The sequence below is a fragment of the Pseudomonas sp. Sample_22 genome, assembly GCF_004307635.1.
Taxonomy (GTDB): domain Bacteria; phylum Pseudomonadota; class Gammaproteobacteria; order Pseudomonadales; family Pseudomonadaceae; genus Aquipseudomonas.
Window position 1 is genome coordinate 26,877 of sequence record NZ_RCNY01000057.1, and the last position, 23,238, is coordinate 50,114.

The 23,238-nt window shown below is 56.7% G+C and carries 29 protein-coding genes, 1 tRNA gene and 1 pseudogene; 8 read left to right on the plus strand and 23 right to left on the minus strand.

Translation table 11 applies throughout. From position 1 onward, the window contains the following. Window positions 1-4: 4 nt before the first annotated feature. On the plus strand, window positions 5-1,051 hold the full coding sequence (locus tag D8U73_RS15025; RefSeq protein ID WP_130904944.1) for an acyltransferase: 1,047 nt from the start codon (window positions 5-7) through the stop codon (window positions 1,049-1,051). A 68-nt stretch (window positions 1,052-1,119) separates the two neighbouring features. Here the strand turns inward: D8U73_RS15025 and D8U73_RS15030 are convergent, their stop codons facing one another. Next, window positions 1,120-1,428, minus strand: a complete 309-nt coding sequence (locus D8U73_RS15030) for a hypothetical protein (RefSeq protein WP_130904945.1) — start codon at window positions 1,426-1,428, stop codon at window positions 1,120-1,122. A gap of 84 nt (window positions 1,429-1,512) precedes the next feature. Here D8U73_RS15030 and D8U73_RS29180 point away from each other — a divergent pair, with 84 nt between their 5' ends. Beyond that, a complete protein-coding gene (locus D8U73_RS29180; protein WP_177434453.1) occupies window positions 1,513-1,791 on the plus strand; it encodes a hypothetical protein in 279 nt (92 codons plus the stop codon). A gap of 225 nt (window positions 1,792-2,016) precedes the next feature. On the opposite strand, the gene D8U73_RS29185 is transcribed toward D8U73_RS29180, so the two are convergent. The 10 genes from D8U73_RS29185 to thrS form a co-directional block, all read right to left on the minus strand. After that, on the minus strand, window positions 2,017-2,175 hold the full coding sequence (locus tag D8U73_RS29185) for a hypothetical protein (RefSeq protein WP_177434454.1): 159 nt from the start codon (window positions 2,173-2,175) through the stop codon (window positions 2,017-2,019). Window positions 2,176-2,541: 366 nt separating this feature from the next. Then, a tRNA-Pro gene (locus tag D8U73_RS15040) sits at window positions 2,542-2,618 on the minus strand. A gap of 89 nt (window positions 2,619-2,707) precedes the next feature. Further along, window positions 2,708-3,064, minus strand: a complete 357-nt coding sequence (locus D8U73_RS15045) for a MerR family transcriptional regulator (protein WP_003179985.1) — start codon at window positions 3,062-3,064, stop codon at window positions 2,708-2,710. Beyond that, window positions 3,045-3,347 (minus strand): integration host factor subunit alpha, encoded by a 303-nt coding sequence (gene ihfA, locus D8U73_RS15050; protein ID WP_002553164.1) that lies wholly within the window; start codon window positions 3,345-3,347, stop codon window positions 3,045-3,047. Before ihfA ends, D8U73_RS15045 begins: the two co-directional genes overlap by 20 nt. A 3-nt stretch (window positions 3,348-3,350) precedes the next feature. Then, complete coding sequence (gene pheT / locus D8U73_RS15055) at window positions 3,351-5,732, minus strand: phenylalanine--tRNA ligase subunit beta (protein ID WP_130904947.1); 2,382 nt, start codon at window positions 5,730-5,732, stop codon at window positions 3,351-3,353. Between the two features lie 26 nt (window positions 5,733-5,758). Then, window positions 5,759-6,775 carry a phenylalanine--tRNA ligase subunit alpha gene (gene pheS / locus D8U73_RS15060; protein ID WP_056853666.1) on the minus strand — a complete coding sequence of 339 codons (1,017 nt, stop codon included), beginning with the start codon at window positions 6,773-6,775 and terminating at the stop codon, window positions 5,759-5,761. A 109-nt stretch (window positions 6,776-6,884) separates the two neighbouring features. Continuing rightward, window positions 6,885-7,241 (minus strand): 50S ribosomal protein L20, encoded by a 357-nt coding sequence (gene rplT / locus D8U73_RS15065; protein ID WP_007905879.1) that lies wholly within the window; start codon window positions 7,239-7,241, stop codon window positions 6,885-6,887. A gap of 28 nt (window positions 7,242-7,269) precedes the next feature. Further along, the gene (gene rpmI / locus D8U73_RS15070) at window positions 7,270-7,464 is read right to left on the minus strand and encodes a 50S ribosomal protein L35 (protein ID WP_002553160.1); all 195 of its coding nucleotides are present in this window, start codon (window positions 7,462-7,464) and stop codon (window positions 7,270-7,272) included. A 60-nt stretch (window positions 7,465-7,524) separates the two neighbouring features. After that, a complete protein-coding gene (gene infC, locus D8U73_RS15075; protein ID WP_169843736.1) occupies window positions 7,525-8,076 on the minus strand; it encodes a translation initiation factor IF-3 in 552 nt (183 codons plus the stop codon). Next, complete coding sequence (gene thrS, locus D8U73_RS15080) at window positions 8,076-9,998, minus strand: threonine--tRNA ligase (RefSeq protein ID WP_056853667.1); 1,923 nt, start codon at window positions 9,996-9,998, stop codon at window positions 8,076-8,078. The genes infC and thrS overlap by 1 nt, the downstream gene beginning before the upstream one ends. A gap of 377 nt (window positions 9,999-10,375) precedes the next feature. On the opposite strand from thrS, the gene D8U73_RS15085 reads away from it, so the two are divergent. Further along, the gene (locus tag D8U73_RS15085) at window positions 10,376-10,678 is read left to right on the plus strand and encodes a hypothetical protein (RefSeq protein WP_056853668.1); all 303 of its coding nucleotides are present in this window, start codon (window positions 10,376-10,378) and stop codon (window positions 10,676-10,678) included. A 292-nt stretch (window positions 10,679-10,970) separates the two neighbouring features. Continuing rightward, the gene (locus D8U73_RS15090) at window positions 10,971-11,183 is read left to right on the plus strand and encodes a cold-shock protein (protein WP_003179963.1); all 213 of its coding nucleotides are present in this window, start codon (window positions 10,971-10,973) and stop codon (window positions 11,181-11,183) included. 73 nt (window positions 11,184-11,256) lie between these two features. Here the strand turns inward: D8U73_RS15090 and D8U73_RS15095 are convergent, their stop codons facing one another. After that, window positions 11,257-11,577, minus strand: coding sequence for an I78 family peptidase inhibitor (locus tag D8U73_RS15095; RefSeq protein ID WP_056853669.1), 321 nt, complete (start codon window positions 11,575-11,577; stop codon window positions 11,257-11,259). A gap of 167 nt (window positions 11,578-11,744) precedes the next feature. Next, window positions 11,745-12,050 carry a hypothetical protein gene (locus D8U73_RS15100; RefSeq protein ID WP_130904948.1) on the minus strand — a complete coding sequence of 102 codons (306 nt, stop codon included), beginning with the start codon at window positions 12,048-12,050 and terminating at the stop codon, window positions 11,745-11,747. A 132-nt stretch (window positions 12,051-12,182) separates the two neighbouring features. Here D8U73_RS15100 and D8U73_RS15105 point away from each other — a divergent pair, with 132 nt between their 5' ends. Continuing rightward, entirely contained in the window at window positions 12,183-12,395 is a 213-nt protein-coding gene (locus D8U73_RS15105) for a hypothetical protein (protein WP_056853671.1), read from the plus strand. Between the two features lie 32 nt (window positions 12,396-12,427). Here D8U73_RS15105 and D8U73_RS15110 read toward each other — a convergent pair. The 9 genes and pseudogenes from D8U73_RS15110 to D8U73_RS15150 form a co-directional block, all read right to left on the minus strand. Next, a pseudogene (locus D8U73_RS15110) lies at window positions 12,428-13,369 on the minus strand (nucleoside hydrolase); the annotation flags it as partial. 8 nt (window positions 13,370-13,377) lie between these two features. Further along, the gene (gene rbsD, locus D8U73_RS15115; protein WP_130904950.1) at window positions 13,378-13,782 is read right to left on the minus strand and encodes a D-ribose pyranase; all 405 of its coding nucleotides are present in this window, start codon (window positions 13,780-13,782) and stop codon (window positions 13,378-13,380) included. Beyond that, window positions 13,779-14,696 (minus strand): ribokinase, encoded by a 918-nt coding sequence (gene rbsK, locus D8U73_RS15120; RefSeq protein ID WP_130904951.1) that lies wholly within the window; start codon window positions 14,694-14,696, stop codon window positions 13,779-13,781. The genes rbsD and rbsK overlap by 4 nt, the downstream gene beginning before the upstream one ends. A 40-nt stretch (window positions 14,697-14,736) precedes the next feature. Then, on the minus strand, window positions 14,737-15,756 hold the full coding sequence (locus tag D8U73_RS15125; RefSeq protein ID WP_130904952.1) for a LacI family DNA-binding transcriptional regulator: 1,020 nt from the start codon (window positions 15,754-15,756) through the stop codon (window positions 14,737-14,739). Between the two features lie 3 nt (window positions 15,757-15,759). Next, complete coding sequence (locus D8U73_RS15130) at window positions 15,760-16,737, minus strand: ABC transporter permease (protein ID WP_056853676.1); 978 nt, start codon at window positions 16,735-16,737, stop codon at window positions 15,760-15,762. Further along, entirely contained in the window at window positions 16,734-18,287 is a 1,554-nt protein-coding gene (locus D8U73_RS15135) for a sugar ABC transporter ATP-binding protein (protein ID WP_056853677.1), read from the minus strand. The genes D8U73_RS15130 and D8U73_RS15135 overlap by 4 nt, the downstream gene beginning before the upstream one ends. A gap of 55 nt (window positions 18,288-18,342) precedes the next feature. After that, window positions 18,343-19,302: a sugar ABC transporter substrate-binding protein gene (locus D8U73_RS15140; protein WP_130904953.1), complete on the minus strand. Its 960-nt coding sequence runs from the start codon at window positions 19,300-19,302 to the stop codon at window positions 18,343-18,345. A gap of 174 nt (window positions 19,303-19,476) precedes the next feature. Next, complete coding sequence (locus D8U73_RS15145) at window positions 19,477-19,917, minus strand: hypothetical protein (protein WP_130904954.1); 441 nt, start codon at window positions 19,915-19,917, stop codon at window positions 19,477-19,479. Beyond that, window positions 19,908-20,261 carry a hypothetical protein gene (locus tag D8U73_RS15150; RefSeq protein WP_130904955.1) on the minus strand — a complete coding sequence of 118 codons (354 nt, stop codon included), beginning with the start codon at window positions 20,259-20,261 and terminating at the stop codon, window positions 19,908-19,910. The genes D8U73_RS15145 and D8U73_RS15150 overlap by 10 nt, the downstream gene beginning before the upstream one ends. Between D8U73_RS15150 and D8U73_RS15155 the strand changes: the two genes are divergently transcribed. The 3 genes from D8U73_RS15155 (at window position 20,245) to D8U73_RS15165 (ending at window position 22,480) form a co-directional block, all read left to right on the plus strand. After that, on the plus strand, window positions 20,245-21,333 hold the full coding sequence (locus D8U73_RS15155; protein WP_130904956.1) for an asparaginase: 1,089 nt from the start codon (window positions 20,245-20,247) through the stop codon (window positions 21,331-21,333). The genes D8U73_RS15150 and D8U73_RS15155 overlap by 17 nt on opposite strands. Before the next feature lie 162 nt (window positions 21,334-21,495). Then, complete coding sequence (locus tag D8U73_RS15160; protein WP_056853681.1) at window positions 21,496-21,786, plus strand: DUF1654 domain-containing protein; 291 nt, start codon at window positions 21,496-21,498, stop codon at window positions 21,784-21,786. A gap of 4 nt (window positions 21,787-21,790) precedes the next feature. Continuing rightward, window positions 21,791-22,480 (plus strand): endonuclease I family protein, encoded by a 690-nt coding sequence (locus tag D8U73_RS15165; protein WP_056853682.1) that lies wholly within the window; start codon window positions 21,791-21,793, stop codon window positions 22,478-22,480. 89 nt (window positions 22,481-22,569) lie between these two features. Here the strand turns inward: D8U73_RS15165 and D8U73_RS15170 are convergent, their stop codons facing one another. After that, window positions 22,570-22,935 (minus strand): SPOR domain-containing protein, encoded by a 366-nt coding sequence (locus tag D8U73_RS15170; RefSeq protein WP_130904957.1) that lies wholly within the window; start codon window positions 22,933-22,935, stop codon window positions 22,570-22,572. Window positions 22,936-23,238 lie beyond the last annotated feature (303 nt).

Here is a 23,238-nt window from a genome sequence, read left to right on the forward strand (position 1 = left end):
ATACATGATCAAGCGACGATTAAACGAACTGGATTTGCTGCGTTTCCTTGCTGCCATCGCTGTAGTGTTTTTTCACTATGCGTTTCGCGGCTATGCCAAAGGCGACATGTCTACCATGCCCTACCCGCTATTGGCTGAGCCCGCCAAATACGGTTATTTGGGCGTTGAACTGTTTTTCATGATCAGTGGGTTTGTCATTCTGATGACCGCTTCGAGCAATAATCTGAGAGCGTTTTTTATCTCCCGCGTCGTCCGCCTCTGCCCGGCTTTCTGGGTGTGCTGCACGATCACCTTTGCAATCACCCTTGCCATTGGACAGCCCAGATATAGCGCTGATTTTTATCAATACATCATCAACATGGCATTCCTGAGCGAGCTGATGGGAGTTCCACAAATCGACGGCGTGTACTGGTCACTATTTGTAGAGATTCAATTCTATATAATGATTTCCATCCTGTTGGCCTTCAAGAAAATAGAAAAAATAGAGACCTACCTCGTGTTCTGGCTGCTGATATCTGCCACTGCCGAACTTCTCGCTTTTGAAAAGCTGCGCTCGATACTGATTACTGATTACGCTGCCTATTTCATAGCAGGCGCAACCTTCTACATCATATGGGCCAAGGGCATCACGAAAACACGGGTTTTCCTGCTGGCGGGTGCGCTGGCATTAGCCAACTACACGGCAATTGTCTGGGCCGAATTGCTCGAATCAAAATACGCAACCGAATACAACCCGCTGATCGTATGCAGCGTCATCGGTCTGTTCTTCATCACGTTTATCTTGATCTCAACCAACAAAACGGGAGCTATAGCGACATACAACTGGACCGCATTGGGCGCGCTGACCTACCCGCTTTACCTGCTGCATCAAATGATCGGATTCATGATCTTCAACATTGCCTATCCGGCTGTGAACTCACACATATTGCTTTGGGGCACCATCGTCTTGATGCTGGGTGCGTCTTACGCCATCAACAAACTCATAGAAATCCCCATGGCCAGGTCCATTAAAAAATTCCTTTCGTTATCTTTCATACGTGTCTGGGGATGATTGGCTGGCCAATGTAGCGACATAAAAAAGCCCGCGATTAGCGGGCAGTCGGAATGCTTCAAACTTGTTCAGGCGCCCGATTCAGGATCACTTGCCGGCACGCCGCGCTGCTCTTTTTCGCCTTCGCCCAATTCGTTCATCTGTGGGTCGGCATCAGGATCATCGGCGCGACTGTTGGTGCCAGATTGCGGGTGCTCACTCGATACCGAGTTAGTTGCATCCACATCCGCCATATCTTCATCCACAGGCGATTCATCGTCCGGCGGTAACCGCACTTCATACTGGTTCCAGCTCGGATCATGGCCCGCTTCGTTATCCGTTGTGCGTGTTTCGCGCTGCTGCGATTTGTTGCCGGGTGCATTCTCGTCGATTTCCATGGTGACTCTCCGCTCTCATGCTCGGTAAATCCGCGCTTAAACGTAAGAAAGTCACACCATGGACGAGTGCCCGGCATTGGACGAATGGCAAAAACGAAGCACCCGACCCCGCCCTCGCCTGCATGGTTCGGCTCATCTATTCAGCATTTGGACTCAAGCGACTTTAAGCGCTTCGCCACGCACCCGCCCATCAGCCATGAGCTGCAGATACTCACGCCACTTCTGGAAAGCTTGCTGCTGCCTGCTGGAAGCTTCCAGCCACAAAGCGCCACCGATGTGCTCGACCGGGATGGACATCATCTGCGAAATCGCGAGATCAAGCTCATTAGCGAGCTCACGCCCATTCGGCAAATCGAGGATTAGTGGTCGCATAGAAACCTGTCTTTTTTTTGGGCTACTTCAATGACTTGCGAAACGGTTGATCGTGCGTAGGGTCCGACGAACGGTAGTCAGTATCTATATCCAGCTCCTGTCACCACGAAGTTGCGAAAACTCCCGCCAATAAAAAACCCCGGCGGCTGCCAGGGTTTGATTCGATGCAATGTAGGCCCTTGCGGATGGACGGGCCTTCTGGCTATTGAATCCGTCTCAGTCGTCCTGATCTATCTGATCAAGAAAATCAACGTCATCATCTTCTTCGTCAACAATTGCCTGAGCGTCCTCTTCACCCCATGACTCGTCATCATGGAATTCATGATCGAGCAGGTGGTCGTGCTCGGGCTCTGGGATATCTCGTTCTTCGCTCATGACTTACCGAAAAAAAATTGAAAGAACTACTACAAGGCCTACGGTGAAAACATCAGGTACTTTTATTCCCCTTTGCCCATCCACAAACCATTAAGACCAGACCTGGAATCCACAAGCCAGGCGCCGCAATAGCGGCACCAATAGCCGCCAAAGGTATTCCTGCCAAAAACAGCGGGTTACGCAACGCCCTTTCCATCGCCACATCTCCATGGAACCCATATGATTAAACCACAAGCCTGCCGGTGAACGGCTGGCGAGAAATTGAATATCAGGGAAATCAACGGGTAGTTTTGCGCGGGTTTTGCACAGGCACAAAAAAGCCGATCTAGAAGATCGGCTTAGGTGTCTGATTTTACTCAGGAATAATGGTCGGGACGGAGTGATTCGAACACTCGACCCCTAGCACCCCATGCTAGTGCGCTACCGGACTGCGCTACGCCCCGACTAGGCGTGAAACTTGTTCCTCTTCTCGAGGAACGCTCAAGAATATATCGCAAGCTTTTGAAAACTGGAAGTATTTAAAAGCAGGAATTTATTTCTTGAGGACTACCAGGACATCTTCCAGCTCAGCGATCATCTGGCGAATCATTTGCTTGTATTGGGTGGTGTCGTCTTTGGCTTCATCGCCGGACAAGCGCAAGCGTGCGCCGCCGATGGTGAACCCCTGATCGTAAAGAAGCGCGCGGATCTGCCGGATCATCAGCACATCCTGGCGCTGATAATACCGGCGGTTTCCGCGGCGTTTGACGGGGTTGAGTTGAGGAAACTCCTGCTCCCAATAGCGCAGTACGTGCGGTTTTACCGCACACAGCTCGCTAACTTCACCAATGGTGAAGTAGCGTTTGCCTGGGATGACGGGTAGCTCGTCGTTATGACTTGGTTCCAGCATAAGCCTCAACTCGGGCCTTCAACTTCTGCCCTGGACGAAAGGTGACCACACGGCGAGCCGTGATAGGGATTTCTTCTCCCGTTTTCGGATTGCGGCCAGGCCGCTGGCGTTTGTCCCGAAGGTCGAAATTGCCGAAACCGGACAATTTGACTTGTTCGTTGTCTTCAAGAGCGTGCCTGATTTCCTCGAAAAACAGTTCAACCAATTCCTTGGCTTCCCGCTTGTTCAGGCCCAGCTCTTCATACAGACGTTCCGCCATCTCAGCTTTCGTCAAAGCCCCCATACGTCACTTCCTTAACGTGGCGTCCAACCTTTGTTCGAGCGAGGTGAGGATGTTTTGCGTCGTGGTATTCACCTCATCGTCATTAAGAGTGCGCGATGGATGCTGCCAGGTCAAGCCAACTGCGAGGCTTTTTCTATCAGGATCAATGCCTTTACCCTGATATACGTCAAATAGCCTGAGGTCTGTCAGCCATTCGCCTGCATTTTCACGGATTACGTCCAATACAGCCGAGGCTGCAACGTCTTTGTGCGCAATCAGTGCAAGGTCACGACGCACTTCAGGAAAGCGCGACAACTCGTGGAATTTAGGCATTTTGCCCGACGCCACTTCAGCCAGAACCATCTCGAAAACAAATACCGGACGATCGAGCCCCAAGGTTTTCGACAACTCAGGGTGGATGGCGCCAATGAAGCCCACCAGACGACCTTCGCGTTCGATGCGCGCGGTTTGACCCGGGTGCAATGCCGGGTGCTTGCCAGGCACGAACGTGAATGCATCCAGAGCACCGGCGAAGCCCAGCACCGCTTCAACGTCAGCCTTGACGTCGAAGAAGTCTACGGTGTCGCGACCTTGCGCCCAGCCTTCCGGCAGGCGGCTACCGCAAACCACACCGGCCAGCATCGGCTCTTGATTCAAACCTTCGAGCTGGCCGATGAAACGCAGACCGCTCTCGAACAGGCGCACCCGATCCTGTTGGCGGTTCAGGTTGTGCTGAAGCGCCTTGACCAGGCCTGGCCACAGCGACGAACGCATGGCAGCCATGTCATTGGAAATCGGGTTGGCGAGCAGCAACGGCTCTACACCCGGATTAAACAGCTCGAATTGTTTCGGATCGATGAAGCTGTAGGTGATCGCTTCCTGATAACCACGGGCAACCAGCAGACGACGCAGTTCCGGCAAGTCGCTACGTGCTTCTGCCTTGGCTTGCGGCGCAAGACGCGCTTGCGGGTAACGAACCGGCAGGCGGTTGTAGCCGTACAGACGCGCCAGCTCTTCGATCAGGTCGACTTCCAGGCTGATATCGAAGCGGTGGCTTGGCACTTCTACGCGCCACTGCCCTGCCCCGTCTGCGGTAATGGTCAGGCCCAAGGCGCTGAGCAGACGCTCAACTTCAGCCGGGTCCATTTCCATGCCCAGCATTTGAGTGATGCGCTGAGCGCGCAGGGTCACCGGTGCGATCGACGGCAGGTGCTGCTCACTCACGGTTTCGATGATCGGGCCGGCTTCGCCACCAGTGATTTCCAGCAGCAGGCCAGTGGCGCGCTCCATGGCTTCACGGGCGAGCTGCCAGTCCACGCCACGCTCGTAGCGGTGCGATGCATCGGTGTGCAGGCCATAGGAACGAGCCTTGCCAGCAACCGCGATTTGATCGAAGAACGCACTTTCCAGGAAGATATCGCGAGTGGTCGCGGTATTGACGCCGCTGTGCTCGCCCCCCATGACGCCGGCAATTGCCAGTGCGCGGGTGTGGTCGGCGATCACCAGCGTATCGCTACGCAGGCTGACTTCCTGACCGTCGAGCAGCACCAGCTTCTCGCCTTCTTCGGCCATGCGCACGCGGATGCCGCCATTGATTTCGGCAAGATCGAAAGCGTGCAGCGGCTGACCCAACTCAAGCATCACGTAGTTGGTAATGTCGACCGCGGCATCGATGCTGCGCACGTCAGCACGACGCAGGCGCTCTACCATCCACAGCGGCGTAGGCCTGGACAGGTCGACGTTACGGATCACACGCCCCAGGTAGCGCGGGCAAGCAGCCGGTGCCAGGACTTCAACCGAACGCACTTCATCGTGGACAGCTGGAACGCTGGCCACCACCGGACGCGTGACCGGGGTGGCATACAGCGCGCCGACTTCACGGGCCAGACCGGCCAGGGACAGGCAATCACCACGGTTCGGGGTCAGATCGACCTCGATGCTGGCGTCTTCCAGGTTCAGGTATTCACGAATGTCCTGACCCACTGGCGCATCGGCCGGCAATTCCATCAGGCCATCGTTGCCCTCGCCCACTTGCAATTCGGCTTGCGAGCACAGCATGCCGTTGGACTCAACGCCACGCAGCTTGGCTTTCTTGATTTTGAAGTCGCCCGGCAGTTCGGCGCCAATGGTGGCGAATGGAATCTTCAGGCCAGGGCGCACATTTGGCGCACCGCATACGACCTGAAAGGTTTCCGAACCGTTGCTGACCTGGCAAACACGCAGCTTGTCGGCATCCGGGTGCTGTTCGGTGCTGAGCACCTCGCCCACGATTACACCACTGAATACGCCAGCGGCCGGGGTAACGCTATCGACCTCAAGACCGGCCATCGACAGACGAGCAACCAGCTCATCGCGACTTACCTGCGGGCTAACCCAGCCACGCAGCCATTGTTCACTGAATTTCATCCTGCTCTCCTAAGAATTCGTTACGACTAGCGAAATTGCGCGAGGAACCGCAAGTCGTTGTCGAAGAACAGACGCAAGTCGTTCACGCCGTAACGCAGCATGGCCAGACGCTCAACGCCCATGCCGAAGGCAAAGCCCGAAAACTCTTCCGGGTCGATCCCGGACATGCGCAGCACGTTCGGGTGGACCATGCCGCAGCCCATGACTTCCAGCCAGCCAGTCTGCTTGCAGACACGGCAGCCTTTGCCGCTGCACATCACGCATTCCATGTCGACTTCGGCGGATGGCTCGGTGAACGGGAAGTACGAAGGACGGAAGCGCACCGCCAGTTCTTTTTCGAAGAACACCCGCAGGAACTCTTCGATGGTGCCTTTGAGGTCGGCAAAATTGATGTCGCGATCAACCAGCAGGCCTTCGACCTGATGGAACATCGGCGAGTGGGTGATATCCGAGTCGCTACGGTACACACGGCCTGGGCAGACGATGCGGATCGGCGGCTGTTTCGACTCCATGGTGCGGACCTGTACCGGCGAGGTATGGGTGCGCAGCAACATGTTGGCATTGAAATAGAAGGTATCGTGCATCGACCGGGCCGGGTGATGGCCTGGGATGTTGAGCGCTTCGAAGTTGTGATAATCGTCTTCGACCTCAGGGCCTTCGGCGATGCCGTAGCCGATGTGGGTGAAGAATTGTTCGATGCGTTCCAGAGTGCGGGTAACCGGATGCAGACCACCGGAGGTCTGACCGCGGCCCGGCAGGGTCACGTCAATGGACTCGGCGGACAGTTTGGCAGCCAGGTCGGCCTCTTCAAACAACGCCTTGCGCGCATTGAGAACGTCTGTGACACGCTCCTTGGCAACGTTGATCAGCGCACCGACTTGCGGCCGCTCTTCTGCCGGCAAATTCCCCAGGGTCTTCATCACCTGAGTCAATTCACCCTTTTTGCCAAGGTAGTGAACCCGGATTTGCTCCAGGGCATTGATATCTTCAGCGCTTTGCACAGCCTCTAGTGCTTGAGAGACGAGCGCATCCAGGTTTTCCATGTACAGACTCCAGATACAAAATAGGGGAAGAGCTTGAAGGCTCTTCCCCTATTTATGACGTTTAACACCTGGCCCCACAGAGGTGAGGCCGGGTGACTGTCGGGGGTACTTAAGCCAAGGTGGCTTTAGCTTTCTCGACAATCGCAGCAAACGCCGCTTTTTCGTTCACTGCCAGATCAGCCAGAACCTTACGGTCGATCTCGATGGACGCTTTTTTCAGGCCGGCGATGAAACGGCTGTAGGACAGACCGTTGATACGAGCACCAGCGTTGATACGAGCGATCCACAGAGCGCGGAACTGACGTTTTTTCTGACGACGGTCACGGTAGGCGTATTGGCCTGCCTTGATTACCGCTTGCTTGGCAACACGGAATACGCGGGAGCGTGCGCCGTAGTAGCCTTTAGCAAGTTTCAGAATTTTTTTGTGACGCTTACGGGCAATGACGCCACGCTTTACACGAGCCATGAGTTACTTCCTCTATTCTTGACTAAAATTAACGAAGGCGCAGCATGCGCTCGACTTTTGCCACGTCAGACGGATGCAGCAAGCTGCTACCGCGCAGTTGACGCTTACGCTTGGTCGACATTTTGGTCAGGATGTGGCTCTTGAAAGCGTGCTTGTGCTTGATACCGTTAGCAGTTTTCAGAAACCGCTTAGCAGCACCACTTTTGGTCTTCATTTTTGGCATGTTCGGATACTCCGCATTCAGTTGATAAACATAATCAGAAGGCCTGCCGTGCCCTGTTGATTACTTCTTCTTTTTCGGGGCGATGACCATGATCAGCTGGCGTCCTTCCATCTTAGGATGCTGTTCGACCGAACCGTACTCGAGCAAGTCACCTTCAACTCGCTTGAGGAGTTCCATCCCCAGCTCCTGGTGGGCCATCTCACGGCCGCGGAATCGCAAGGATACCTTGGCCCTGTCCCCGTCACTCAGGAAACGTACCAGGTTGCGCAGTTTTACCTGGTAATCCCCTTCCTCCGTCCCTGGACGAAACTTGATTTCTTTTACCTGAATCTGCTTCTGGTTTTTCTTCGCTGCCGCAATCTGCTTCTTCTTTTCGAAGATCGATTTGCCGTAGTCCATCACCCGGCAAACTGGCGGGACTGCGTCGGCGGAGATTTCTACCAGATCAAGCTTGGCTTCTTCAGCAATACGAAGCGCTTCATCAATCGAGACGATGCCAATCTGCTCGCCGTCAGCGCCAATTAACCGAACCTCGCGTGCCGAGATATTCTCGTTGATCGGGGCTTTCGGTGCAGCTCGTTTATCTTGTCTCATTTCACGCTTAATAATAATTACTCCGAATCTTGGCGACCACGCCGGGAAACCGCTTGCGCGAGGAACTCGGCGAACTGGGCGACGGGCATCGAGCCCAGGTCAGCACCTTCACGAGTACGCACAGCGACAGTCTGCATCTCGACTTCCTTATCTCCAATAACCAAGAGATAGGGAACCTTGAGCAAGGTATGCTCGCGGATTTTAAAGCCGATCTTTTCATTTCTCAAGTCAGACTTGGCACGAAACCCGCTTTCGTTGAGAGTTTTTTCTACTTCGGCAACAAAATCTGCCTGTTTATCAGTGATATTCATGATCACTGCCTGGGTCGGAGCCAGCCACGCAGGGAATGCACCCTCGTAGTGCTCGATCAGGATTCCGACGAATCGTTCGAAGGAGCCCAGGATCGCCCGATGCAACATCACCGGATGCTTGCGGCTGTTGTCTTCGGAGACGAATTCGGCGCCCAGACGGACAGGCAGGTTAAAATCGAGCTGCAGGGTACCACACTGCCAGACGCGACCGAGGCAATCTTTCAGCGAGAACTCAATCTTCGGACCGTAGAACGCACCCTCGCCCGGCTGCAGGTCGTACGGCAGGCCAGCGCTATCAAGGGCTGCAGCCAATGCCGCTTCGGCGCGATCCCAAAGCTCGTCGGAGCCAACGCGTTTTTCCGGACGAGTGGACAGCTTCATTTCGACGTCTTTGAAGCCGAAATCGGCGTAGACATCCATGGTCAGCTTGATGAATGCCGCGGATTCGGCCTGCATCTGCTCTTCGGTGCAGAAGATGTGGGCGTCATCCTGAGTGAATGCGCGCACACGCATGATGCCGTGCAATGCACCCGATGGCTCGTTACGGTGGCAGGCACCGAACTCGGCCAGACGCATCGGCAACTCGCGGTAGCTCTTCAGGCCCTGATTGAACACTTGCACGTGGCAAGGGCAGTTCATTGGCTTGATCGCGTAATCGCGGTTTTCCGACTGAGTGGTGAACATGTTGTCGGCGTAGTTGGCCCAGTGCCCGGATTTTTCCCACAGGCTGCGGTCGACAACCTGAGGCGTTTTGATCTCCAGGTAACCGTTGTCGCGTTGAACCTTGCGCATGTACTGCTCAAGCACTTGGTACAGGGTCCAGCCATTGGGGTGCCAGAACACCATGCCCGGCGACTCTTCCTGGGTGTGGAACAGGCCCAGGCGCTTGCCGATCTTGCGGTGATCGCGTTTCTCGGCCTCTTCGATGCGCTGAATGTAGGCGGCCAGTTGCTTCTTGTCCGCCCAGGCTGTGCCGTAAACGCGCTGCAATTGCTCGTTCTTGGCGTCACCGCGCCAGTAGGCGCCAGACAGCTTGGTCAGCTTGAAGGATTTCAGGAAACGGGTGTTCGGCACGTGCGGACCACGGCACATGTCGACATATTCTTCGTGATAGTACAGGCCCATGGCCTGCTCGTTCGGCATGTCCTCGACCAGGCGCAACTTGTAGTCTTCGCCACGGGCCTTGAATACTTCGATCACTTCGGCGCGCGGAGTGACTTTCTTGATCACGTCGTAATCTTTCTCGATCAGCTGCTGCATGCGCTGTTCGATCGCGGCCAGATCGTCCGGAGTAAAAGGACGCTCGAAGGCGATATCGTAATAGAAGCCTTCATCGATGACCGGACCGATGACCATTTTGGCCGTCGGGTACAACTGCTTGACCGCATGCCCCACCAGGTGAGCGCAAGAGTGGCGAATGATCTCCAGCCCCTCTTCATCCTTTGGCGTGATGATTTGCAGCGTAGCGTCGCTGTCGATGATGTCACTGGCATCGGCCAGTTTGCCATTGACCTTGCCGGCCACGGTGGCCTTGGCCAGACCGGCACCGATGGATGCGGCGACCTCGGCGATGGAGACCGGGTGATCGAATGAACGTTGACTGCCGTCGGGAAGAGTAATAGTTGGCATGGCGCCTCCTCTCCTAGTGGTGACCCCTACCAAAGGTCACGTGGGTTGGGATGAGCCAGTACAAGATCCGGTCCAGGCCATTCAATGACGAACGCCTGCCTTACAGCGGCAGGAGCCTTGCGGCCAACCGGAAAACCGAACCAGAGTGACTGGGATTCAAATCAGGGTTATTCAGGCAGTTGCCGCGTCCGGGACTGAAGGTCGACCGGAGCCAGCAACGAAAAACCTGAGCGGGGCATGCTAGCACAGATGAACGGTCGTGACTGTGGGTGGTTTTCAGCCAAGGCAAATATGGCGTTTTTGTGCCAGAGTGCTGAACTTGATTCGCGCTTTACCCCTCAGATAAAAGACATTGACCCCACAAGGAGCATCCCGGCATGCGTCTGAATCGTTTGTTCGCTGTAGTCGCACCTATCGTTCTGCTGTTGCCTCTGGCTGCGCACGCCGATTGGCCCAAGGGCGAGCGCGAAAAATACATGGCCCAGTGCACTGAAGCGGCCACGCCGCAGATCGGTGCGGCGGCGGCCAAGTCTCACTGCGCCTGTGGTGCCGATGCAATCAAATCGTACCCGGCCAAGGACCTTCAGTCCTTGATGGACAACACTGCCAGCGACTCGCTGAAACAGCAGGCCCTGACTCAGATTTCCAAGTGCAAGGCCAACGCTCCGGCGAAAAAGTGAGCCTTGAAACGGGCTTGAATTGCGATTTGAGCCGGTAAAAAGCCTCTGAAAATCGCGTTTTCCTACAATTTATGCAGGTTTTACAGCTTTTTTTATCGTCTTTACTTTCGGCTGAAAGCCTTTTAAATCGGGGCTTTCAGCCATATCAGGCAACAAAGAAAGCGTGACTGCAGGGCAAACAGCACCTGCGGGGGGGTGCCAAAGCGCACATTTCGACTATGATACCCCGGTGTGCCCAGTTGGCCTGAGCAGCACAGTACTACTGAAAATATATGTTTCTTGGAGATACACCATGTCTAATCGCCAAACCGGCACCGTTAAATGGTTCAACGATGAAAAAGGCTTCGGCTTCATCACTCCTCAAGGTGGCGGTGACGACCTGTTCGTACACTTCAAAGCTATCGAAAGCGACGGTTTCAAAAGCCTGAAAGAAGGCCAAACCGTTTCCTTCGTGGCTGAGAAAGGCCAAAAGGGTATGCAAGCTGCTCAAGTTCGCCCAGAGTAATTTCCAGGCGCACTAAAAAAACCCCGTCCATGTGACGGGGTTTTTTGTGGTCAATGCAAAAGCCTGGGGGTGATCAGCCGCAGTTGACGCGGGTGACGACCCGATTGGCGTCAGTGTTGAGATTCAAGCGATCAGAGCGGTACTCCAGCGTCACCATATCGGTCGGCAGCAGGAACCGCGCATTCTGCGCGCCGGCACGCGTACGCGCCTGCTCCAGCAACTCGGGCGAAGCTTGTTTGCCGATGGTGAACTCGGCCGCTTTGGCCTCGCAACGGCTGTGACCTGTGTCAGTCGTCGTGACAGGGTCTGTTGCCGACTCGGTGGTGCCGGTGCTGCAACCGGCCAACGTGGCAGCGGCCAACAAAGTACCCAATGACGCGAGCTTCCAAGGCATGAAGCCTCCTTTTTTCATTAGTTAAGCTGAGATCGTGCGACCGCCAATCCGGCGTTTGGTTTCACAGGGAGGCCAGGTACTCTGCCCTTCGCCGCGGACAAACGGCAAGTTTGCCTGAGCATTGCCACACCCTTCACCCTGCAATCGTGACTGAATATTTACAAGGCTCAATACACGTCGATGTAATCGAATGCCGGTCGTGGCCAGTTCTCTTTCAATGCATTGAAAATCTGCATGACCCAGACTTCGTCGCTGGCCGCAACCAGGCCGACGTATCCCGACCCTTTAGCCCACGTTTCCAGGCGAAACAGAAGGCCGTCGATGTCGCTACCACCCACAACACCCGATGAAATATAGGCGATGCCGCCCTTGGTCACGCGCAGCTGCGTATGCTCATCATCACTGGCCGACGCCAACAGCTGGCGAACGGCTTCAAGGGTCAAGCCGTCAGGAGTGTTCAAATCGATCTGCACAGCGCAGTCCTTGAATGGTGATCAAAGACCAAGTGTCGCATAGCCCTGCGCTCATGCCTAAGTCGGAGTGCCAAAAGCGCCACGAAATGGTTAACTCGAGGCTCAGACTCTTCCGACCGTACGAGCGCCATCATGACCACTGTAAGTATCGACGCCGACATCAAAGCAAAGTGGCAGGACGGCCATAGCTCTTACAGCCCAGGCTCTACGGAGGAACTTGTCATCATCGGCATCGACCTGCTGGTCAGAGACCTGGGGACCGAGGCCGCGCAATCCTTCATAGAACAGGTTTTCGAGAAGCACCTGGCAGACCAAAAGGGCGCGACAAAATCAGCGCAGGAATAAGCTGCACCGGCATGCATCTGCAGCAATGAACGTTACTTCAGACGACCCAGGCGCTCAGTCAGCAGATTGAAGAACCCCTGGGCGTCGCCGCTATCAACCCAGAAAGCATTCTTTGGCGCCTTGAGGCGGTCGTGCCAGTCGACAATGGTCTGCCCGAAAGTCGGCCCCTCGCGACTGTCGATCACCACATTGACCGCGCGACCGCTAAACAGCTGCGGCTTGAGCAGCCAGGCGATGACCGCGGCGTCGTGCACCGGACCGCCCGGAATATCGTAGTGCTCCATGTCGGCCTTGATGTAATCATTCAGGATATCGCCTACCAATTGGCCGGCTTGGTTGTTCAATGCGGCAATCTGCTTCAGGCGCTCGTCACTGGTGAGGATCTTGTGAGTTGCATCCAGAGACAGATACGTCAGTTTCATACCGCTGTTGAGTACCACTTCGGCCGCATGCGGGTCAGCGAACAGGTTGAATTCGGCTACCGGTGTGATGTTGCCGCCATTGAAGTGCGCACCACCCATGATGACTACTTCCTTGATGCCCTGAATGATTGCCGGCTGCTGCATGAGCGCCAAGGCCAGATTGGTCTGCGGTCCAAGCATCGCAATAGTGATGCTGTGGGGGCTGGCCGACATCAACGTATCGATCAGGTAGGCGACCGCATTGCCCTCGGCCAGGGCGGCTTTCGGCTCGTATACAGAAACACCCGACAGCCCTTCCTTGCCGTGGATGTCCTCGGCATAGATAGGCGTGCGCATCAGCGGCCGAGACGCGCCGGCATAGACCGGCACGTCCTCGCGCCCTGCCCACTCGCGCGCCAGCCGCGCGTTTCGTGATGTCTTGTCCAGGCGCACGTTGCCGGCGACCGTGGTCAAAGCAAGGATATTCAACTCCTGAGGCGACGCCAGCGCCAACAACAAGGCCACCACATCGTCGGCACCAGGGTCGGTGTCGATGATCAGGTCGACCCTTTCCATGCGAATCAAAACGTGACCCCGGCAATCAGCACAACATTGCAGTACGGCTGGCATTCGCCGGTACGAACGACTGCCCGTGCCTGCCGGGTGAGGACTTTGAATTGCTCATGACTGAGCAACTCGCGCCGCCCCAGCGCCCCTTCCGCATTGAGGGCATCCAGGGTTGTCAGTGCCGCTGGCCTCTTCTCGAGGATTTCCTGCGCCAGCACATGACTTTCAACCTGCATTTCGCTGAGCACAACCTTCAGAGTACTGACGAAATCCGGGATGCCATGGGTCAGTGCCAGGTCGATCAGCTCGATGCCTGGCGGCACCGGCAGACCGGCGTCGCCGATGACCACGATGTCGCCATGGCCCAGCGATGCGATCAGGCGCGACAGTGCGACATTGAGCAACGGTGTTTTTTTCATGATGTCTTGAATGCCTGAACGTCGGACAAGGTAGGAATCGAGGGTTGCGCGCCGGCACGGGTTACCGACAACGCCGCGGCAATCTGACCGAAGCGAATCGCTTCAGCTTCGCTTTGGCCACCTGCCAGTGCAGCGGCAAAACCACCCACGAACGTATCGCCGGCCGCCGTGGTATCAATCGCTTTCACCGCAGGCGCCGGGAAATGCGCACAGCTTTTTCCATCGGCAAACAGCGAGCCCTCGGCGCCGAGGGTGATGATCACCTTGCCGGCCCCCATTTCGATCAATCGCGTCGCGGCAGCTTCCGCACTTTGCCGAGACTCCACCGCCAAGCCACTCAAGGCCGACGCCTCGCTTTCGTTGGGTATCAGGTAATCGATGTTCGCATACCAATCCGCCGGCAATGGCTGACTGGCGGGTGCCGGATTGAGAATCACCACTTTGCCCAACTCTCGAGCGCGCTTGAGCGCGTGGCCCACCGTGACATCCGGCACTTCAAGCTGACAGATGATGACATCGGCAGCTTGCAGCACCGCATCGAAACAACCGATCAGCGCAGGTGTCAGCGCACCGTTGGCGCCTGCGACGATCACGATTGTGTTCTGGCTGTTGTCATCGACCACAATCAGCGCCACGCCACTGGAGCCTTCGACGGTGCTGACGGCCTGACAATCGATTTGCTCGGCCAAAAGAGCCTCGCGCAGTTCTTTGCCATAGGCATCGCTGCCGACGCAGCCGACCATTGACACCTGTGCGCCCAGTCGTGCGGCGGCCACAGCCTGATTGGCGCCCTTGCCACCGGAAACCGTGGCAAACGACTCACCGATCAGCGTTTCTCCGCCGCGCGGCAATCGCGGCGCCCGCGTCACCAGGTCCATGTTCAAGCTGCCTATCACCACTACTTTTGCTGGCATACATCAATACTCACTCATTCGATTTCAGCGGCACGCCGGGTTATCGGAACTGCGCAAACAGGCCGGTCAGGGGCGCGGTCGATTCGCGCATGACAATGCTCGGCGTGACGATCCGCTGGCTGGTGGCCAGATCCGGCGTTGCGATTCGCCGAAGCAGCACTTCGGCCGCCATCTCGCCAAGTTGCAGGATTGACTGCCCGACCGTGGTCAACGCCGGATAGACATAGCGGCTCATCTGGATATCGTCGAAGCCAATGACCGACAACTGCGTCGGCACACGAATATTGCGCTCGGCCGCTGCGCGCAGCACGCCGATACCAATCATGTCGTTGGCTGCGAAAATGGCGCTGGGCGGATTGCGCTCCAGCAAGATCGCGGCTGCGTTGTAACCGCCGGTGCTGGTGAAATCGCTTTCCAGCATTCGGTCACCCGGCACCGCGAGGCCCGCATCGCTGAAGGCACGACAAAAACCGGCCAAACGCATTTGCGCCACGCTGGTGGTTGCCGGACCGCTGATGGTGGCGATATCCCGATGCCCCAACTCCAGCAGATGTCGGGTCGCCAGATAAGCGCCGTACTCGTGGTCGATACGGACCAGGTCTGCATCGACGCCCTCCAGACTTCGGTCGACGATCACCATGGGTGTACGCACGCCAGCCAAACCTTGCGCCAGGCCGCTGTCGCCACCGGCCGAGGCGACGATCAGTCCGTCGACACGTTTTTCCAACAGAACGCGCAGGTAGCTGCGTTGCTTGTCGGGGTTGTCGTCGGAGTTGCAGAGGATTACGCAGTAGCCGTTACGCTCGCAATAGTCCTCAATACCCCGGGCCAGCTCGGCGAAGTACGGGTTGAGGCTGTTGGGCACCAGCAAACCGATGGTGGCCGTTGTTTTGGCCTTCAGGGAACGCGCCACGGCACTGGGGACGTAGTCGAGGGTTTTGATCGCCTCCTCCACCTTGAGCCGCACTTCTTTGCTGACTGGCCGAGTCTTGTTCACCACGTGGGAAACCGTGGTGTAGGAAATACCCGCGAGCGCTGCCACATCTTTGATCGTTGCCATGACTCAGGTCCGCCGACTTGCGCGCTGGCTGCGGTAGGTATCGAGCACCACCGCAACCACGATGACCGCACCGGTGATGATGCGCTTGGTCGGTTCGGTGGCACCGATCTGGGCCAGGCCGGCCGCCAGCACGGAAATGATCAACACGCCAAAAAAAGTACTGATGACCGAACCGCGCCCACCCATCAGGCTGGTACCGCCGATGACGACGGCGGCGATCACCTGCAACTCCAGGCCGGAGCCGGCGTTCGGGTCCGCCGCTTCCAGTCGCGAAATCTGGAACAGCGCGGCGATACCGGCCAGCAAGCCCATCAGGCTGAACACCAGAATCTTGTAGGGTTTTGGATTGATACCGGCCAGCCGCACCGCCTCTTCGTTGGTACCGATGCCAATCAGGTAGCGACCGAACACGGTCCGGGTCAACACGGCCTGGGCGATGAAAATGATCAGCAAGGCGATGATAAACGATGGCGAAATCCCGAAAGCGATCGGGTTGGACAACCAGGCAAACGCATCGCCGATGTACGCCGTGCGCGATCCGGTCATCTGATAGGCAACCCCGCGTGCCATTTCCAGCACGCCGAGGGAAACGATAAACGATGGAATGCGCCAGGCCACGGTAATCGAGCCGGTGATGGTGCCCGCGAGGGCTGCGGCCGCCATGCCGAGCAACGCTGCCGGCAGCACACTCCAGCCCCAACCGAGAATCGCCACACTGACCGTCGAGGCTGCCAGCGCCAACACTGAACCCACCGACAGGTCGATGCCGCCGATGATCAGCACGAAGGTCATGCCGACCGCCAGGACCATCAGGTCCGGGATCTGGTTGGCCAAGGTGCTGAAGGTGTCGTAGGACAGGAAATGGCTGCTCAGGAGCGAGAACAGCACGACCATCGCCAGCAAGGCACCGGCCAGCCCCAGATAAGTGCCCAAGCCGTAAAAATTGCCACTGCGTGGACCGACGCCAGATACGGTTTTCATGAAAGATCCCTAGGCGCGGCTTCGTTGAGCAGCGCATCACGTTTTTGGTAGCCGGCAAAAGCGGCGGCAAGCAAATCATCCTGAGTCCAACTGTCGCGCTCGAACGTATCGATCAGACGCCCCGCCGAGAGCACGCCGATCCGGTCGCAGATCAACATCAATTCGCGCAGGTCACTGGAGACCACCACCAGCGCTTTGCCCTGGCGTGTCAACTCGCCGAGCAGGGCATAAATGTCGAATTTGGCGCCGACGTCGATACCACGGGTGGGTTCGTCAAACAGCAGGACCGAGCAATCACGCTCCAGCCAACGGCCGATCACCACTTTCTGCTGATTGCCACCGGACAGCTCGGACACCACTTGCGCCGGGCCGGAGCTGCGAATGCGCATGGCGTCGATCTGACGCTGGGCCAGTGCAGTTTCGTCATCTTTGTTGACGAACCCGCCACTGGAGATGCCCGGCATGTTGCCCAGGGCAATGTTGGCGCCGATCGACTGAGTCAGCAGCAAGCCTTCGCCCTTGCGGTCTTCAGTGATCAGGGCGATGCCGTGGGCAACCGCATCCACCGGCGAGCGAATGCTGACGACTTGCGCGGGAGAGCCTAGCGCTACGGTGCCGCTGTCTGCGGCGTCGGCACCGAAGATCAGCCGCAACAACTCGGTGCGCCCTGCCCCGATCAATCCGGAAATACCAAAGATTTCTCCGGCACGCACCTCAAAGGACACATCCCGAACTTTGTCGGCGCGAGACAAGCCCTTGACCGTCAATGCCGGAGCACCGATGTTGCGCACGCCCATGTCGATGTGTTCGCCCAGCTCCCGCCCCACCATCAAGGTGACCAGTTGTTCACTGTTGTAACTGGCCATCGGCTCGACGCACACCAGGTTGCCGTCGCGCAGCACTGCAATGCGCTGGGCGACTTGGGCGAGTTCTTCCAGGCGATGGGAAATGTAGATGATCGACACGCCACGCGCTTGCAGACGGGTGATCTGCTCGAACAGCATCTCGACTTCACGGGCCGTCAGCATCGCGGTCGGCTCGTCGAGGATCAGAACATGACAGTCGCCGATCAGGTTGCGGGCAATCTCGACCATTTGCTGATGACCGATGCCCAGTTCGCCAACCAGCGTGTCCGGATCGATTGCATCGAGCCCGACTTGTGCCATGGCTTCGATCGCCGCCTTGCGCAGTTGCTTGCGGCTGATCCAGCCGCCGTTGTTCGGCAGGTTATCGAGAAACAGGTTTTCCGCCACCGACAAGGTCGGCAACAGATTGAGCTCCTGCATGACCATGCGAATGCCCAGATTCTCAGCCTGGGTGCGGCTGCCCGGGCGATAGTCCTGCCCCTGAAATTGCATCTGGCCGGTGGTCGGCGTGACCAACCCGCCGATGATCTTCGACAGGGTGCTTTTGCCAGCGCCATTTTCACCGGTCAGCGCCAGCACTTCCCCGCGCATCAGCGTCAGGTCGATGCCGGTCAGGACCGGTTGCGCATAGGTTTTGCCGATGCCGCTGACCGAAAGGACAGCGTTCGGGTCGCGAACGGACATAAGAACTCTCCATGTGCTCGCCCGGACGGGCGAGCACCGTTGTGTCGCCAGAGGACTACTTTTTAGTGACCAGCTCTACCGGCGTCTCGATCACGCCACTGGCGCTGCTGTCGACTTTCTCGCCCTTGATGATTTTCAGCGCGGTCTCGATGCCGAACACCGCTTGCTTGGCGGCAAACTGATCCGCCGTGGCCAGCACGCGCCCGTCAGCGAGCATCGGCTTGATGGCGTTGATATTGTCATAGCCGACCACTTCAACCTTGCCGGCCTTGCCCGCGGCGCGTACCGCCGACACGACACCGAGCGCCATGCTGTCGTTACCGGCCAGCAGGGCTTTGGTTTGCGGGTATTCGCTGAGGATCGACGCGGCGACTTTGTTGCCCTTGTCGATCTCCCAGTCACCGGACTGAACCGAGACGACCTTGATCTGCGCCGCTTCCATCGCATCCTTGAAGCCGGCAGTGCGGGCCTGAGCGTTGGTGGTGGTGGACACGCCTTCGATGATGCCGACTTCGTCACCCGCCTTGAGCTGCTTGGCCAGGTACTCACCCACCAGCCGCGCGCCTTTGCGGTTGTCCGGGCCTACGAATGGAACATTGAGGTTCTTGCTTTTGACCACGGCCGGATCAAGCTGATTGTCGATGTTGATCACGGTGATACCGGCATCGATGGCTTTCTTGATCACAGGAACCATGGCCTTGGAGTCTGCGGGAGCGATCACCAGCGCATTGACCTTGGCCAGAATCATTTGCTCGACAATGCGCGTCTGGCCAGCGGTATCAGTCTCGTCCTTGATCCCGTTGGAAATCAGATCGAATTCACTGGAGTGTTCTTTCTGGTAGGCCTTGGCGCCATCTTCCATGGTCAGGAAGAATTCGTTGGCCAGGGATTTCATGACCAGGGCGACTTTAGGTTTTTCAGGCGTTTCGGCGAAAGCCGAAGAGACAGGCAACGCGGCGGATGCAGCAGCCAGCATTGCGACAGCGAGAAGACGTCCAGCGAATGGCAGCTTCATGGGTTCACTCCGATCTTATGATTATTGTGAGCAACGCTTGCGCTGACGTAAGCTGCGAGGCCTTCGCCGATGGTTTTAACCCATCAGTGAAGGCGCGCAAACGTTTGCGTAGACCGGACTATGCGAATCTTGTCGAGATTTGTCAATGCTGTGGAACGTTGTCAGGGTAGCCGCTCACGCCGTAGTGCTGATCACGTTTCCAGAGCTTGTCAGCTCTTTCGCCAGCGCGGCCGCCACTTGCATCAATGCCGCAGACGTATCGGCAATCTGTGCCTGAATCGACATGACGGCAGTGGCCTTGGCTTCTGCCGACTGGAACGACGCGGCTTGGGTTGCTGCCAATTGCTGTTGTTGCTCGCGCAGTTGTTGCTGCAACTCCTGCATGCGTTTGAGCAACATCTGCACCGCAATGCTTTGCTGGCTGTCGGTGCTTTGCGCTTTCTCGCTGCCCTGAGCGCCGCCGCTTAGACTTACCGACTTTTTATCGCCCCCTTCCAGCCCCAGGCGCTGCGTCGAAGATTCGGATGTCTCGTCAGTCAATGTCGCGACCGTCGACGGCGCTTTACCACCGATGTTTATCACGGACGCATTTGGAAAACCGACGGTCAACGACATGTGAACTCCCTGAAAAAATGATTCCTCAAGGACAGATCGGCGTGCGCAGCGATTTCTTTAACGCTCTTCGACAACCCACGCTTAAACAAACTTTCGGAGAGCCGAACGACAAACTCAAAATCAGTCGGAAACCCGGACGACAGCGCGGTGAACCGCGTTGAAAATTTGTTTGAATCTTTAAACAAATCAGTTACTTGAACAGCTTTCTCAATACGAAGTGTAATTGGTACGGATTCTGCTCTTCTCAAGCACCCCTGGCGTTCAGATCCGCCGGGGGCGCATCTAGATGAACCTGCATCAGCACCGTCACTACTAGAGAGAAAAATAATGACATCTGCTTTCAAGACCTTTGTTCCGGGCGCATTGGCCCTCCTGCTGCTTCTACCGACTGCCGTTCAGGCAAAAGAAGTCGAAACCCAACAGAAACTGGCAAACGTGGTGATCCTGGCCACCGGCGGCACCATTGCCGGCGCGGGTGCGAGCGCTGCCAACAGCGCCACTTATCAAGCCGCGAAAGTCGGCGTCGACAAACTGATCGCCGGCGTTCCGGAGCTCAGCCAGGTGGCCAACGTTCGCGGCGAGCAAGTGATGCAGATCGCGTCCGAGAGCATCACCAACGAAAACCTGCTGCAACTGGGTCGCCGCGTCGCCGAACTGGCCGACAGCGAAGACGTCGATGGCATCGTGATCACCCATGGTACTGACACCCTGGAAGAAACTGCCTACTTCCTGAATCTGGTGGAAAAGACCGAGAAGCCGATCGTTGTCGTCGGCTCCATGCGCCCGGGCACCGCAATGTCGGCTGACGGCATGCTGAACCTGTACAACGCGGTGGCGGTGGCTAGCAGCAAAGAAGCGCGGGGCAAAGGCGTACTGGTGACCATGAACGATGAAATCCAGTCGGGTCGCGATGTCAGCAAGATGATCAACATCAAGACCGAGGCGTTTAAAAGTGCCTGGGGGCCGCTGGGAATGGTGGTCGAGGGCAAATCCTACTGGTTCCGCCTGCCGGCCAAGCGCCACACCATGGATTCGGAATTCGACATCAAAACCATCAAGAGCCTGCCTGACGTCGAAATTGCCTATTCCTATGGCAACGTCAGCGATACCGCCTACAAGGCACTGGCTCAGTCTGGTGCCAAAGCGATCATTCACGCCGGCACCGGCAATGGCTCTGTCTCTTCGCGAGTTGTTCCAAGCCTGCAAGCCTTGCGCAAGGATGGCGTGCAGATCATCCGCTCTTCTCACGTCAACGCTGGCGGTTTCGTTCTGCGCAACGCTGAACAGCCTGACGACAAGTACGACTGGGTCGTGGCGCATGACCTGAATCCGCAGAAGGCCCGCATCCTGGCCATGGTCGCACTGACCAAGACCAACGACAGCAAAGAGCTGCAACGGATGTTCTGGGAATACTGATTCGCCCTCGCCCCACTGAATCCGGTCGGGCACCGTACAAGCCACTCGCCTGCGTCGGCGAGTGGCTCGCATCTAACGACTGACAAAAAAATCCCTTCTTCCTACACCAAACGGAATAAATCGCTGTCAGAGGATTTTCTTGAATTTTAAGCAGTTGCGAAAATGCCTACAGTTAAATACTGTATGCACGTACAGCTTAATAAGGATAATTCCGTGGACACCACTTCTGCCTCACCTGACTCCTATGTACGCATGGGCACGCGCGTTCAGAAAATCATCAACTCCCCCACCGCTCAAAAAGCCAAGGCTGCGCTGATTTTCCGTCTCCCGGACGAACCGGTGGATGAGTGGGAACGTTTGCTCGAAGAAATCGATGAAAACGACAACGTCACCCTCGCCTATCGCGATGACGGCGGTGTGCAGATTTTCTGGGTTGTGCCGAAGGAAGACTGAGTCAATGAGTGTCCGTTGTTTCGCTTTGCTGTTTCTGCTGTTCACCATGGGCGCCCATGCCGATGCTCCACGCACTTTCAGCGAGGCCAAGAAAGTCGCCTGGAAGTTGTATGCGCCGCAATCCACCGAGTTTTATTGCGGCTGCAAATACACAGGTAACAGGGTGAACCTCGCCGCCTGCGGGTATGTACCGCGCAAAAACGCCAAACGTGCTTCGCGTATCGAGTGGGAGCATATTGTTCCAGCCTGGCAAATTGGTCATCAGCGCCAGTGCTGGCAGGAAGGCGGTCGCAAGAATTGCACACGGTATGACCCCGTTTATCAGAAAGCCGAGGCAGACTTGCATAACCTGGTGCCGAGCATCGGCGAGGTCAATGGCGATCGCAGCAACTTCAGTTTCGGTTGGCTGCCGGAGCAATCAGGCCAATACGGTTCTTGCCTGACTCAAGTTGATTTCAAGGCGAAAAAGGTCATGCCGCGCCCATCCATTCGCGGGATGATCGCCCGGACTTACTTCTACATGAGCAAACAGTACGGCTTGCGCTTGTCGAAACAGGACCGGCAACTGTATGAAGCCTGGGATAAAACCTATCCGGTCCAGGCTTGGGAACGTCAGCGAAATCAAAGCGTGGCGTGCGTCATGGGGCGCGGCAATGAATTTGTCGGCTCAGTCGATATGAAAGCCTGCGGTTAAATGCTTTCTGAATGAAAAAAGGCCTCGGATCCGCCATCCGAGGCCTTTTTTGTTTTCTAGCGCAGGCTTTGTTGCAGCGCCAAACGGTATTACTGAACTGCCGGGCGCTCAAGCACCAACACTTCAATGTTCTGCTTCTTCGCCTTGACCAGCGCTGCGTTCACCTGCGCTTGCTTGGCGTCGGCTTCGGCCTTTGAGTTGTATGGCCCCATCAGAATCCGGGTCTTGCCGTTTTCGCGAATCACGTTGGACATGAAACTATGCTCGATCAGCCAGCCGCTGAGATCGCTGACCGCCTGCGGCGTTTCACCTCGCACTTCCAGATCCCATTGTGGACCCGAGACCTGAGCCGGGGTACCCACCGCTGTAGCCTGCGGCTTTGGCGCATCCACTCGCTTGCCCTCACCGCATCCCGCCAGCGCCAATACTGCAATCACCAAGACCATTTTGCGCACTGCGTTTCCCTCTGAATGCTTAAAGCGCGGATTTTAGCACCCATGAATACTTCTCGAGTGCCGCAAAATGGGCTCAAAACAACGAGAATGATGGTTACGGCCTCTGTATAGTTACACCTTGGGAATTAATGCTGCATCTGCGCGTCAGAAAGAGGCACCCAAATTGTGAGACTTCGCACTAATCTATACATACCACCGACCTCTGCACTGTCCGAATCAGGTGCCCCAGAAAGCAATCAAGGAGAAGACCATGCTGATACTCACCCGCAAAGTCGGTGAAAGCATAAACATTGGTGATGACAT

Bases quoted from the DNA above. Each gene is read 5' to 3' on its own strand.
- D8U73_RS15025 (WP_130904944.1), top strand. From the start codon at position 5: ATGATCAAGCGACGATTAAACGAACTGGATTTGCTGCGTTTCCTTGCT.
- D8U73_RS15030 (WP_130904945.1), bottom strand. From the start codon at position 1,428: ATGGAAATCGACGAGAATGCACCCGGCAACAAATCGCAGCAGCGCGAA.
- D8U73_RS29180 (WP_177434453.1), top strand. From the start codon at position 1,513: ATGGCAAAAACGAAGCACCCGACCCCGCCCTCGCCTGCATGGTTCGGC.
- D8U73_RS29185 (WP_177434454.1), bottom strand. From the start codon at position 2,175: ATGAGCGAAGAACGAGATATCCCAGAGCCCGAGCACGACCACCTGCTC.
- D8U73_RS15045 (WP_003179985.1), bottom strand. From the start codon at position 3,064: ATGCTGGAACCAAGTCATAACGACGAGCTACCCGTCATCCCAGGCAAA.
- ihfA (WP_002553164.1), bottom strand. From the start codon at position 3,347: ATGGGGGCTTTGACGAAAGCTGAGATGGCGGAACGTCTGTATGAAGAG.
- pheT (WP_130904947.1), bottom strand. From the start codon at position 5,732: ATGAAATTCAGTGAACAATGGCTGCGTGGCTGGGTTAGCCCGCAGGTA.
- pheS (WP_056853666.1), bottom strand. From the start codon at position 6,775: ATGGAAAACCTGGATGCGCTCGTCTCTCAAGCACTAGAGGCTGTGCAA.
- rplT (WP_007905879.1), bottom strand. From the start codon at position 7,241: ATGGCTCGTGTAAAGCGTGGCGTCATTGCCCGTAAGCGTCACAAAAAA.
- rpmI (WP_002553160.1), bottom strand. From the start codon at position 7,464: ATGCCAAAAATGAAGACCAAAAGTGGTGCTGCTAAGCGGTTTCTGAAA.
- thrS (WP_056853667.1), bottom strand. From the start codon at position 9,998: ATGCCAACTATTACTCTTCCCGACGGCAGTCAACGTTCATTCGATCAC.
- D8U73_RS15085 (WP_056853668.1), top strand. From the start codon at position 10,376: ATGCGTCTGAATCGTTTGTTCGCTGTAGTCGCACCTATCGTTCTGCTG.
- D8U73_RS15090 (WP_003179963.1), top strand. From the start codon at position 10,971: ATGTCTAATCGCCAAACCGGCACCGTTAAATGGTTCAACGATGAAAAA.
- D8U73_RS15095 (WP_056853669.1), bottom strand. From the start codon at position 11,577: ATGCCTTGGAAGCTCGCGTCATTGGGTACTTTGTTGGCCGCTGCCACG.
- D8U73_RS15105 (WP_056853671.1), top strand. From the start codon at position 12,183: ATGACCACTGTAAGTATCGACGCCGACATCAAAGCAAAGTGGCAGGAC.
- rbsD (WP_130904950.1), bottom strand. From the start codon at position 13,782: ATGAAAAAAACACCGTTGCTCAATGTCGCACTGTCGCGCCTGATCGCA.
- rbsK (WP_130904951.1), bottom strand. From the start codon at position 14,696: ATGCCAGCAAAAGTAGTGGTGATAGGCAGCTTGAACATGGACCTGGTG.
- D8U73_RS15125 (WP_130904952.1), bottom strand. From the start codon at position 15,756: ATGGCAACGATCAAAGATGTGGCAGCGCTCGCGGGTATTTCCTACACC.
- D8U73_RS15130 (WP_056853676.1), bottom strand. From the start codon at position 16,737: ATGAAAACCGTATCTGGCGTCGGTCCACGCAGTGGCAATTTTTACGGC.
- D8U73_RS15135 (WP_056853677.1), bottom strand. From the start codon at position 18,287: ATGTCCGTTCGCGACCCGAACGCTGTCCTTTCGGTCAGCGGCATCGGC.
- D8U73_RS15140 (WP_130904953.1), bottom strand. From the start codon at position 19,302: ATGAAGCTGCCATTCGCTGGACGTCTTCTCGCTGTCGCAATGCTGGCT.
- D8U73_RS15145 (WP_130904954.1), bottom strand. From the start codon at position 19,917: ATGTCGTTGACCGTCGGTTTTCCAAATGCGTCCGTGATAAACATCGGT.
- D8U73_RS15155 (WP_130904956.1), top strand. From the start codon at position 20,245: ATGACATCTGCTTTCAAGACCTTTGTTCCGGGCGCATTGGCCCTCCTG.
- D8U73_RS15160 (WP_056853681.1), top strand. From the start codon at position 21,496: ATGCCTACAGTTAAATACTGTATGCACGTACAGCTTAATAAGGATAAT.
- D8U73_RS15165 (WP_056853682.1), top strand. From the start codon at position 21,791: ATGAGTGTCCGTTGTTTCGCTTTGCTGTTTCTGCTGTTCACCATGGGC.